Origin of the sequence: Kitasatospora sp. MBT66 (genome assembly GCF_000710405.2) — a bacterium.
Lineage (GTDB): Bacteria > Actinomycetota > Actinomycetes > Streptomycetales > Streptomycetaceae > Kitasatospora > Kitasatospora purpeofusca.
The window spans coordinates 329,707-340,378 of sequence record NZ_JAIY01000007.1 but is presented as its reverse complement, the minus strand read 5'-3'; the positions used below and the strand labels follow the sequence as shown (position 1 = coordinate 340,378).

Sequence of the window (10,672 nt, the reverse complement as noted above, 5' to 3'; positions counted from 1 at the left end):
GGCGCGGGACGGGGGCGTTCGGGGTCCGTTCGGGGTCCGTTCGGGGGTGGTTCCGCAGCGGTTCCGGGGTGATTCCGGGGCCTCCCCGGGGACGGGCCGGCCTCAGGAGAGCCCGGAGCCGTCCTGGGTGTCCGCCTCCACCGCCGCGCGCTCCTCCGCCAGCCGGACCGCGTGCCGCCGACGGGCCACCACGCCGTACGCGGAGGCCGCGCTCGCCACGAAGGCCAGGGCGCCGACCCACGGCTGGTCGAAGGCGTGCCCGGTCAGGTGGTCGATCGAGTACCGGCCGGGGCCGGCCAGCCCCAGCGCCAGCCCGGTCGCACCCAGGAACGCCGGGTACTCGTAGCCGCCGGACATCACGAAGAAGCCGGCCGGGGCGTGCACCGCGACCGCGCCGGCCGCCGGGGTGGCCAGCCCGACCAGCAGCATCGCGCCGCCACCGGCCTCGCCGAGACCGGCGGCCAGGGCGCTCTGGCGCGCCGGATGGAAGCCCATCGCCTCCATCGCCTTGGCGGTGCCGTCCAGGCCGCCACCGCCGAACCAGCCGAACAGCTTCTGGGTGCCGTGGGCGATCAGCACGCCGCCGACGGCGCCGCGCAGTGCCAGCAGACCCAGGTCCTTACGGTTCAGAGCCATGTCGAAGTCCCCTTCGGGAGCCCTCCGCCGAATGGTGGGGAGGTCCGGCTTCCATGGCACCGGAAACGGCGGCTCCACTCGACCCGGGGCGGCCGTTCGGGCGAATGACCGCGTTCGTGGGAATAACCCGTCGGGGGCGTGGCGGCCGGGCGGCGGTGATCGTCGCGGCCATGCTTGGCCCATGTTCGTCTTCAACCTGAGCAGCGCCTTCATCGCCTTCTTCGCCGTGGTCGGCCCGCCCAAGGTCCTGCTGTCCTTCGCCCGGCTGGCCACCACCCGCACCACCGGGGAGCTGCGGCGCCTCGCGGCGTGGAGCACCGTCGTCTCCGCGGTGGTCGGCGCGGTCATGGCCTACAGCGCGGACTTCGTGACCACGCTGTTCCACATCAGCGACCAGTCGCTGCAGCTCGCCGGCGGGCTGATCTTCTTCGTCTACGCGGTCGCCCTGGTCTTCGGGGTCCACCTGGGCTGGGGCACCGACGAGGCGGACGAGCACCTGATGAGCCCACTGGTGGACGGCATCCGCGAACTGCTGCTGCCCTACCTGGCCAGCCCGCTCGCGGTCACCGCGGTGCTGGTCGCCTCGCTCGTCAAGGACGACTGGGGCTGGCGCACCACCGTGGCCGGCGCGTACATCGCCGTGGTGCTGATCAACTACGTCTGCGTGGCCCTGCTCGCCCCGCTGATGCGGCACAGCCACCGCACCTCGCTGGAGGTGCTCTCCCGGCTGCTCGGACTGCTGCTGGCGGCGGTCGGCGTCGAGCTGTTCCTGAACGGGCTGGCCGGACTCGGCCTGCACCTGCCCGACGGGCACTGAACCGCCCGCCGGTACAGGTCAGGGCCGCGCGGGCCCGGCGGCTCAGACCGCCGCGGCCAGCCGCACCAGCGCCTCCGCGATCCGGTCGCGCACCAGCGGGTCGGCGACCAGCCCGTCCGCGCCGACGTCCCCGCGCGCCAGCGGCAGCCGCACACAGGCCCCCTCCACCACGGCGGCCCCGGTGTAGCCGAGCACCGTGCGCAGCGACTCCTCCGCGCCCAGGCCCCGTCCCGCCCCGGCGGCGTTGATCCAGGCGGCCGGCTTGTCCACGATCTCCATCCCGCCGACCGTCCAGTCCAGCAGGTTCTTGAAGCTGCCCGGCAGGGTCCCGGCGTACTCGGGCACGCAGATCAGCAGCGCGTCGGCGGCCTCCACGGCCTCGCGCAGCGCGGTGACCGGCTCCGGCAGCGGATCGGTGTCGAGGTCCGGGTTGAAGTGCGGCAGTCCGGCCAGCCCGGTGTAGTAGGTGGTCGCGACGCCCTCGGTGGCCAGCGCCACGGCGGCGGCGGTGCGCAGCACCGTCTCGTTGACGGACCCGGCGCGCAGGCTGCCCGGGAGCAGCAGGATGTGACGGTCGTTCGGCATGGGCAGGAACCTAGCGCGCGCGACATCCCGTCCGCGCCGATTGTCCACCGGTCACGGCACGACCGCCGGTCACAGCACGACCGCCGGTCACGGCACGACCACCGGCCGCCAGGGCACCGGGCTGGAGAGGATCATCGAGCTGGCCGGCTGGCCGTAGGCGCCGAGGCGGTCGATCAGGGCCTCGAAATCGGCCATCGCGGGGACGGCGACCAGCAGGGCGCAGCAGGCGCCGCCGGTCACCCGGTGCAGCTGGAGCACCTCCGGCCACCGGGCCACCTCCGGGTCGCGGAGCACGCAGCGCGGGCCGTAGCACTGGATCTGCACCAGCGCGGTGATCGGCAGGCCGGCCCGGGTGAGGTCGACATGGGCGTGGTAGCCGGCGATCACCCCATCGGCCTCCAGCCGCCGGACCCGTTCGGCCACGGCAGGTGCGGAGAGGCTCACCCGGCGCGAGAGTTCGTTGTAGGAGAGGCGGGCATCGGCCTGCAGCTCGGCCAGCAGACGGCGGTCGACGGTGTCCACGGCGGGCTCCCGAGGGTGTGGTGCGGGTGGCGTCCGGATGGCCGGATCCCACCGCTTTGCGATCGTGAAGAGGATCAGGAAAACACCTCTTGTACGACAGGCGCGACCGAGGTTGCCGTGCCCGCCGCCCATTCAAATGCGGGACCGGGCCACCGCACAATGGGGCCCCGGCGAGGACCGGGGCGACGGGACCGGATCCCGGGCCCGTCCGGTGGTCCCGCCGCCGGTGACTTCTGGAGGGATCGGTATGGGGCACGACACGGTGGAGAAGCCCAACCTGTCGTTCGGTCGGGCCGGGGAGCCGGTTTGGGGCACCCCGTACGCGCGCTACGCCCGGCTGGACGAACTGCACAGCCTGCAGCACCCGCTCAGCGAGGCCCCGGCCGAGCTGTCGTTCATCGTCACCACCCAGGTGATGGAGCTGCTGTTCGGCCTGCTGCGGCACGAGTGGACGCTCGCCCAGCGGGCGCTGCGCGCGGACGACCTGCCGGACGCGCTGGCCGCGCTGCGCCGGGGCACCCACGTCCAGGACGTGCTGACGGAGTCCTGGGACCTGCTGGCCACGATGACCCCGCAGGAGTTCAACTCCTTCCGCTCGGTGTTCGGCGAGGCCTCGGGCTTCCAGTCCTCGGCCTTCGTGCACCTGGAGTTCCTGCTCGGCAACAAGAACGCCGCGCTGCTGCGGATGTACGACGACAGCCCGGAGGCGCTCGCCGAGCTGACCGAGGTGCTGCGCTCCCCCGGCCTGTACGACGACGCGCTCGCGCTGCTGGCCCGGCGCGGCCTGGAGCTGCCGGACACCGTCTCCGAGCGGCGCCACCAGAGTGACGAGGCCGTCGCCGCGGCCTGGCGGCGGGTCTACGCCGAGGACGAGTACGCCGAGCTGCGGCCGCTGGCCGAGGCGCTGCTGGACGTCGCCGAGCGGGTGACCCGCTGGCGCCACCGCCACCTGATGGCGGTCAAGCGGGCGATGGGCGCCAAGCCCGGCTCGGGCGGCTCCAGCGGCCTGAGCTGGCTGCGCCGCTCCGCCGAGCAGGACGTCTTCCCCGAGCTGTGGGAGATCCGGGACGGGATGTGACCGGCACCGGCCGGGCAGGAACCGGGGGGCCGGAACCGGCCGGGCGGCGCGCCCGGACGGGCGCCGGGCACCCCGCCGCGGGCACGGAGCCGCGGACACGAACGAGGTACGGGAAAGGGCAGGGCATGATCACGCGCGAGGAGTGCGCGGCGCTGGACGCCGCCGACCCGCTGGCGGCGTTCCGCGGGGAGTTCTCCCTGCCGCCGGGGGTGATCTACCTGGACGGCAACTCGCTCGGCGCGCTGCCGGTCCGCACCCCCGAGCGGGTGCGGGCGGTGGTCGAGGAGGAGTGGGGCCGCGAGCTGATCCGGAGCTGGAACGACGCGGGCTGGTTCGAGCAGCCGTACCGGCTGGGCCGGCGGATCGCCCCGCTGGTCGGCGCCGCGCCGGAGGAGCTGGTGGTCTGCGACACCACCTCGGTGAACCTCTTCAAGGTGCTGACGGCGGCACTGCGGCTGCGGCCGGGCCGCTCCACCGTGCTCGGCGACCGGGCCGCGTTCCCGACCGACCTCTACATCGCCGAGGGCGTGACCGGGCTGGTCCCCGGCGCCCGCAGCCTGCTGGTCGACCCGGCCGAGCTGGACGCGCACCTGGACGGGGACGTCGCCGCGGTCGTCCTCTCGCACGTCGACTACCGGACCGGCGAGCTGCTCGACATGCCCGGGATCACCGCCCGGGTACGGGCCGCCGGGGCGCTGATGATCTGGGACGTCTGCCACTCGGCGGGCGCGCTGCCGGTCGAACTCGGCGCGAGCGGGGCGGACTTCGCGGTCGGCTGCACCTACAAGTACCTGAACGGCGGCCCCGGTTCGCCGGCCTTCCTGTACGTCGCCGAGCGGCACCTGGCGGCCGGGCCGCTGCAGCCGCTGAGCGGCTGGTTCGGGCACGCCCGCCCGTTCGCCTTCGAGCCCGGCTACGAGCCCAAGGACGGCATCGGCCGCTTCCTCACCAGTTCGCCGTCGCTGCTCGGCCAGGCCGCGCTGGAGTCCTCGCTGGACATCTGGGAGCGGGCCGACCGGGCCGCCGTCCGGGCGAAGAGCCTGGCCCTGACCGATCTGTTCATCGCCCTGGTGGAGGACCTCGACGGGATCGAGGTGGTCACCCCGCGCGAGCACGAGCGGCGCGGCAGCCAGGTGGCGCTGCGGCACGCCGACGGCTACCCGGTGGTGCAGGCGCTGATCGCCCGCGGGGTGATCGGGGACTTCCGGGCGCCGGACCTCATGCGCTTCGGCTTCACCCCGCTCTACCTCTCGCACACCGAGGTATGGGACGCCGCGCGGCACCTCGCCGAGGTGCTGGGCAGCGGGGAGTGGAAGGACGAGCGCTTCGCCCGCCGCGGCGAGGTGACCTGAGCGGTCGGAGCGACCCGAGCAGCCGGAGTGAGCCGAGCGACCGGAGCGACCGGGGTGACGAGCCCCACACCGGGCCGACGCTTCGTCGCCGATCCGCCCGGGAAGCCTTCCTGATGACGCTTCGTCAGACATTGGGAGGGTCGTATGGATCTGGAACTCGGACCACTGAAGCCGGAGCCCGTCGAACTCCTCGTCGGGCTGGCCTGCTTCTTCTTCGTCCTCTGGCTGCTCGGCCGCGTGGTACTGCCCCGGGCGGAGCGGGTGTTCGCCGAACGGCGGGACGCCACCGAGGGCAGGCTGGAACGGGCGGCCGCCATCGTGGCCGAGGCCGAGCGAACGCTGGACGAGTACCGGCAGGAGCTGGCCGCGGCACGGCACGAGGCCGCGCGCATCCGGCAGCAGGCCGCCGAGGAGGGTGCGGCGGCCGTCGCGGCGGCCCGCGAGGAGGGCCTGCGCGAGCGCGACCGGCTGCTCGCCGAGGCCGACGCGCGGCTCGCCGTGGACCGGGCGTTCGCGGAGGCGGCCCTCCGGGAGGACGTCGGGCAGCTGGCCACCGAGCTGGCCGGCCGGCTGGTCGGCGAGTCGGTGGCCGCCGTCGCCGCCGAGCGCCGCACGGCGGAACGCTTCTTCGACGAACTCCCCGCCGAGGAACGCTGAACGGACGCAACGGCGGCCCCGCACCCGGATTCCGGGTGCGGGGCCGTTCGCGTCACGGCGCCGTCAGCTCCCGCACCAGCCGCCCGTAGACGGCGAAGGCTGGCTTGGGGGTGTAGTCGTCGCGGAGCAGGCCGAAGCGGTGGAACAGGCCCGGTCCCGCGCTGTCCGCGTCGCGCAGGCCGAAGTGGCTGTAGCCGGTGAGGTTCAGCTCCCCCGCGAGCCCGGCGACCGTCCGGACCACCTCCTCGACCACCTCGGCCTGCCGCCGCTCGGGGCGGTCCGGGCCGGTCGGCCAGCCGTGTTCGCAGACCCTGATCGGCACCGCCGCCCCGATCCCGGCCCGGACCACGGTCTCCCGCCGGAAGCCGGTGAGCACCGCGGTGACCGCGGCCCCGAGCTGCCCGGCGGGGACCGGGCGGAAGACGTCCGGGAAGAAGTCCAGGCCGACGTGGTCGAGCGCGCGGTGGAACCGCTCGTCGGCGAGCTCGCCGAGCGCCGACCAGAACGGCTCGGCCGGGTCCGGACTGAAGGCCGCGTTGAACCCCACCGCGAGGCCGAGCCCGAGGGCGAGCGCCTCCTCCTTGGCCGCGACCACCCCGTCGACCAGCGCCCGCAGGACGCCCGGGGCGGAGCCGTCGAGCACCGGCGAGTCGACGTTCGGCTCCTCGCAGATCTGCAGGGTGCCGATCCGCCCGCCCTCGGTGCGGACCGCGTGCCGGACGAAGTCGGTCCAGCCGTCCGGCCGGTCGCCGGGGCCGCGGTACTGGAGCACCAGGTCGAGCCGGCGTCCCTCGCCGAGGTACCGCTCCGGCTCGGCCGGGGTGGGCGGCAGGTCCGGGCCCGGCGGGTACGAGCGGTAGGCGCGGACCAGCAGGGCCGGTGCGGCGCCCTGGAGTTCGCGCAGCGCGGCGGTGATCCGCGCCGGGTCGTCCGGGCGGACGGGGGTGATCACGCGGCTCTCGTCGCCGAGCAGGCCGCCGGGGTAGACGCCGAAGGTGAAGGTCATGGCCCCACCGTAGCCGAAATTATTGGTGTCACTGCAAGTTTGGTGCGGCACTATGATTCCCGTATGGGACTTCGCGAGGAGAAGAAGCAGCAGACCCGGGCCCTGCTCGCCGACACCGCGACCGCACTGTTCGCCGAGCACGGGTTCGAACGGGTCACGGTGGCCGAGGTGGCCCGGGCCGCCGGCGTGGCCGTCAACACGGTGTTCAACTACTTCCCGACCAAGGAGGACCTCTTCTTCGACCGGCAGGAGGAGGTGGTCGCCCGGCTGGCCCTGGTCGTGCGCGGGCGGCCGCCCGGCACCTCCCCCGTGGACGCCGTCCGGGCCGAACTCCTGGCCGGGCTGGACGCGACCGAGCCCACCTACGGGCTGGACCCGCGGGCCGCGGCGTTCTGGCGGACGGTGGAGGACAGCCCGGCGCTCCGGGCCCGGCTGCTGGAGCTCGGCGAGCGCGCCGAGGAGGCACTGGCCGGGGCCCTGGCCGAGGAGGCCGGCACGGCGCCCGGCGATCCGCTGCCCCGGCTGCTGGCGGGCGCGCTGGCCGGGGCGCACCGGGCGGCGCTGGCGGAGGTCCGCCGGGGCATGGTGGCGGGCGAGCCGGTGGAGGCCGTCCGGACGCGGGTGGTGGCCGCGGTGACGGCGGGCTTCGGCCTGCTGGCGGCGGGCCTCGACGGCTGGCCGGACCGGCCCGGGGGCTGAACTCCGCGGCGCCGGAGCACACAGGGCCGCCCGGTCGGAGTGACCGGGCGACCCTGGGCGCTACTGGCAGCGCCTGCGTCAGCTGTGGCGGCCGCGGCGGCGGGCGGCCAGGACGGCGAGGGCGCCGAGGCCGAGCAGGCCCACGCCCGCCAGACCGAGGACCACCGGGGCGTTGCCCGCGCCGGTGGAGGGCAGCTGGCCGCCCCCGCCGCCGTGACTGGGCACCGGGTGGTGGCCGGTCGGACCGTGGCTGCTCGGGCCGTGGCTCGACGGGCCGTGGCTGGTGGGCGCCGCGCTGGAGGAGCTGGGCGAGGTGGTCGGGACGGCGGAGCTGGTGGTCGGGGTCGGCGTCGGGGTCGGGGACGTCGGCGCCGGGGAGGTGCTGGTCGGGCTGGGCGAGGTCGGCGCCGGCGAGGTGGTGGTCTCGGTCGGGGTCGGCGTCGGGGAGGTCGGCGAGGGCGACGGCGAGGTGGGCGAGGGGCTCGGCGTCACCTCGCAGTCCGGCAGGTCACCGTCGAACGGGTAGCTGTGGATCTCGTAGCCGCCGTTGCCGTTCTGGACCAGGTTGCCGGCCAGGTAGACCCGGCCGTTCATGCCCGGCATGGTGATGGTCGTGGTGCCGGCCGGGTTGCCGGCCATCACCGAGCCCTGGAACTGCGCGCTGCCGAGGATCTGCGCGCCGGTGGAGGTGGGGAAGTTCCACATCAGCCGGGAGCGCATCTCGGTGGTCGGGTCGCCCGCCAGGCCGGTGCCGGTGTAGGTGTTGATCACCGGGTTGTCCGCCAGCATGTTGACCACGACGGTGGCGCCGGCCGGGATGTTGTTGAACACCAGGCCGATCTGCCCGCCGTTCGGCGCGGTGAGGTTCCCGGGGACGTTGAAGACCTGCTTCGCGCTGGTCCCGTCGCCGGTGAAGGTCGCCTCGCTGCTGGTGACGACGACCGTGCCGGTGGCGGTGGCCTTGGCCACGCAGGACGAGACCTCCTCGATCTGCGTGAGCACCGACTGGTACGGCGCGGCCGCGTCGGCGTCCTTGATCGCCTGGCCGGTCGGGTCGATGGCCACCGTGCCGGTGAGCGTGCCCGCGTACCGCAGATTGCCGAAGGCCTCGCCCTTGGAGTCGCTGCCGCCGATCAGCAGGCTGTTGCCGGGCTGGACGGTGACATTGCCGCCGACGGTCAGGAAGTCGCTGCCGTTCGGCGGGACCACCCGCGAGCCGACGCCGACCACACCCGCGTTGAAGGCGCCGCCGCCCTCGCTCTTGTTGATCTCGAAGTTGCCGAGGGTGACGATCTTCCCCTCGGCCTCGGCCGCCCGGCCGGCGACCAGGTAGTTGCCGCCGGTGAAGACGTTGATGGAGGCGTCCCGGCCGGGGAAGTCCCCGTTGGTCGGCGGCGACGGCCAGACCGCGGGGCAGTCCGGCCCGCTGCACGGCCCCAGCGGCGGGGTCAGCGGAGCGGCCGAACCCACCGTCAGCACCGCCGCCAGCGGCAGCATCGCGACGGCGGTCGCCACCGCGACCCGGACGGTCGTCCGCCCCCTGGGGGACGGCGGACGCTCCACGGTGGTCCTGCCGCGACCCGGCGCACCGGTTCCCTGTCCCTGACCCATCGGCACATTCCTCCGCACAGAGAAAAGGCAGGTGGAGCAGCACCTGCCAGGTTCCAGACGATTCCCGACCATCCCGGCCCATTGACGAAGAATTCCGGGATACAGGAAATTACCTACCAAATCGGACCATCCATACCCTACAGACCATCAGCGGCGATCCGACCATGCTCCGGTCGGACCAGCCGACCGTGTCCTTCCGGGCCGCGCGCGGGCCCCGCTAGGTTGGAGGCATGACTTCCGCCGGCAGGACCTCCGAAGCGACCGACGCGGCCCGCGCGACCGACGCGACCGACGCGACCGGTGCCGCCGACGCGATCGCCACCGTCGCCGCGAGCGCCGACGTACTGCGCCACCCCGAGGCCGGGGAGCACCTGCTCACCGCGGTCGAGAAGGAGCGCGCCGCCCGCTTCCGGTACGAGTCGGGGCGGGTCGACTTCACCGCCGGTCACATCCTGGTCCGGCTCTGCGCGGCCCGGCTGCTCGGCGTCCCGGCGGCCTCGCTGACGCTCGCGCAGCACTGCCCCGACTGCGGCAAGGGCGACCACGGCAAGCCCTACCTGCCCGACCACCCCGGGATCTCGGTCAGCCTCTCGCACACCAAGGGCGTGGTCGCCGCCGCCGCCGGACACCGGCCGATCGGCGTCGACGTCGAGCTCACCGACCGGGGCGGCACCCTGCTCGACGTCGCCCCCCGGGTGCTCACCGAGGAGGAGCTGCGGCAGGTCCGGGCGCACGCCGACCCGGCCCGCGCCTTCCTGCGGCTCTGGGTCCGCAAGGAGGCGCTGATCAAGGTCGGCCGGACCACCCTGGACGGCCTCGCCGCCGTCGACCTCTCCGGGCTCCCGCTCGACCTGCCCGGCGGCCGTCCGCTGCTCGGGCGCTTCGAGGACCTGGAGCTGCTCGACTGGGCCGACGAGTCGCACGGCGCGGCCGTCGCGGCGGTCTGCGGGCTGCCGCCGCGGGTGGTGGAGCTGTCCGCGCTCTGAGCCGGGACGGCCTGCGGTCGTAGCCGCTCCGGCCCGGGGGCGAAGCCGCTCCGACCCGGGCGGCCGCTCCGACCCGGGCGGCTGCTCCCACCTGGGTGGAAGGCGGTCGGATAAGCGGTGTTAGCGTCCTGGACGGGGCGATGAGAACCGTCCGCCCCGGCTGCCCGCGCCACGACCGCCGCCGGGCCGCCCCGCTGAATCACAAGGGTGCCCGCCATGGCCAAATTCCTGCTGAGCCTGCATGTCCTCGCCTCGGTGCTGTTCATCGGCCCGGTGGCCGTGGCCGTCAGCATGTTCCCGCGCCGGGCGGGCGCCGCGCTGGCCGGCGGGCCCGAGCGGGCGGCCGACGCCGGCATGCTGCGGCAGCTGCACCGGATCACCCAGGTCTACGCGCTGCTCGGGATCGCGGTGCCGGTCCTCGGCATCGGGCTCGCCCAGGTGATGGACGTGCTCGGGCAGTCCTGGCTGATCGCCTCGATGGTGCTGACCGCCGTCGCCGCCCTCTCGCTGCTGCTGTTCGTGCTGCCCGCGCAGCAGGCCGCGGTCGACGCGCTCGCCCTGGAGGCAGGCTCCGAGGAGCACGGCAAGGCCGTCCGCGGGCTGAAGCTGCTGCCGATGACGGCGGGCGTGTTCAACCTGCTCTGGGCGGTCGTGGTGGTGCTGATGATCGTCCGGCCGGGATCGACCACCGGCGCCTGACCGCGCCGCCCCGGCGGTAGTACT

General features: G+C 74.4%; 12 protein-coding genes. 7 read left to right on the top strand and 5 right to left on the bottom strand.

All coding sequences use genetic code 11. The features are described from left to right. Positions 1–102: 102 nt before the first annotated feature. Positions 103–636, bottom strand: a complete 534-nt coding sequence (locus BI06_RS21050; RefSeq protein ID WP_043470473.1) for a DoxX family protein — start codon at positions 634–636, stop codon at positions 103–105. A 181-nt stretch (positions 637–817) separates the two neighbouring features. Here BI06_RS21050 and BI06_RS21045 point away from each other — a divergent pair, with 181 nt between their 5' ends. Beyond that, positions 818–1,453 (top strand): MarC family protein, encoded by a 636-nt coding sequence (locus tag BI06_RS21045; RefSeq protein WP_030391647.1) that lies wholly within the window; start codon positions 818–820, stop codon positions 1,451–1,453. Positions 1,454–1,495: 42 nt separating this feature from the next. Here BI06_RS21045 and BI06_RS21040 read toward each other — a convergent pair whose 3' ends face one another. Beyond that, positions 1,496–2,038, bottom strand: a complete 543-nt coding sequence (locus BI06_RS21040) for an NADPH-dependent FMN reductase (RefSeq protein WP_030391648.1) — start codon at positions 2,036–2,038, stop codon at positions 1,496–1,498. An 87-nt stretch (positions 2,039–2,125) separates the two neighbouring features. Then, on the bottom strand, positions 2,126–2,560 hold the full coding sequence (locus tag BI06_RS21035) for an Lrp/AsnC family transcriptional regulator (RefSeq protein ID WP_030391649.1): 435 nt from the start codon (positions 2,558–2,560) through the stop codon (positions 2,126–2,128). Positions 2,561–2,807: 247 nt separating this feature from the next. On the opposite strand from BI06_RS21035, the gene BI06_RS21030 reads away from it, so the two are divergent. The 3 genes from BI06_RS21030 (at position 2,808) to BI06_RS21020 (ending at position 5,647) form a co-directional block, all read left to right on the top strand. Further along, complete coding sequence (locus BI06_RS21030; protein ID WP_043470472.1) at positions 2,808–3,638, top strand: tryptophan 2,3-dioxygenase; 831 nt, start codon at positions 2,808–2,810, stop codon at positions 3,636–3,638. A gap of 125 nt (positions 3,639–3,763) precedes the next feature. Then, complete coding sequence (gene kynU, locus BI06_RS21025) at positions 3,764–4,990, top strand: kynureninase (protein WP_030391651.1); 1,227 nt, start codon at positions 3,764–3,766, stop codon at positions 4,988–4,990. A 144-nt stretch (positions 4,991–5,134) separates the two neighbouring features. Further along, positions 5,135–5,647: a hypothetical protein gene (locus tag BI06_RS21020; RefSeq protein ID WP_043470470.1), complete on the top strand. Its 513-nt coding sequence runs from the start codon at positions 5,135–5,137 to the stop codon at positions 5,645–5,647. 52 nt (positions 5,648–5,699) lie between these two features. Here the strand turns inward: BI06_RS21020 and BI06_RS21015 are convergent, their stop codons facing one another. Continuing rightward, a complete protein-coding gene (locus tag BI06_RS21015; protein ID WP_030391653.1) occupies positions 5,700–6,653 on the bottom strand; it encodes a hypothetical protein in 954 nt (317 codons plus the stop codon). Between the two features lie 63 nt (positions 6,654–6,716). On the opposite strand from BI06_RS21015, the gene BI06_RS21010 reads away from it, so the two are divergent. Further along, complete coding sequence (locus BI06_RS21010; RefSeq protein ID WP_043470469.1) at positions 6,717–7,352, top strand: TetR/AcrR family transcriptional regulator; 636 nt, start codon at positions 6,717–6,719, stop codon at positions 7,350–7,352. Between the two features lie 78 nt (positions 7,353–7,430). On the opposite strand, the gene BI06_RS21005 is transcribed toward BI06_RS21010, so the two are convergent. After that, positions 7,431–8,915: a choice-of-anchor A family protein gene (locus tag BI06_RS21005; protein ID WP_149030432.1), complete on the bottom strand. Its 1,485-nt coding sequence runs from the start codon at positions 8,913–8,915 to the stop codon at positions 7,431–7,433. Positions 8,916–9,193: 278 nt separating this feature from the next. On the opposite strand from BI06_RS21005, the gene BI06_RS21000 reads away from it, so the two are divergent. Both BI06_RS21000 and BI06_RS20995 read left to right on the top strand, forming a co-directional pair. After that, positions 9,194–9,949, top strand: a complete 756-nt coding sequence (locus BI06_RS21000; protein ID WP_082558603.1) for a 4'-phosphopantetheinyl transferase superfamily protein — start codon at positions 9,194–9,196, stop codon at positions 9,947–9,949. Positions 9,950–10,165: 216 nt separating this feature from the next. Beyond that, positions 10,166–10,648 (top strand): DUF2269 family protein, encoded by a 483-nt coding sequence (locus tag BI06_RS20995; RefSeq protein WP_030391657.1) that lies wholly within the window; start codon positions 10,166–10,168, stop codon positions 10,646–10,648. Positions 10,649–10,672: the final 24 nt, after the last annotated feature.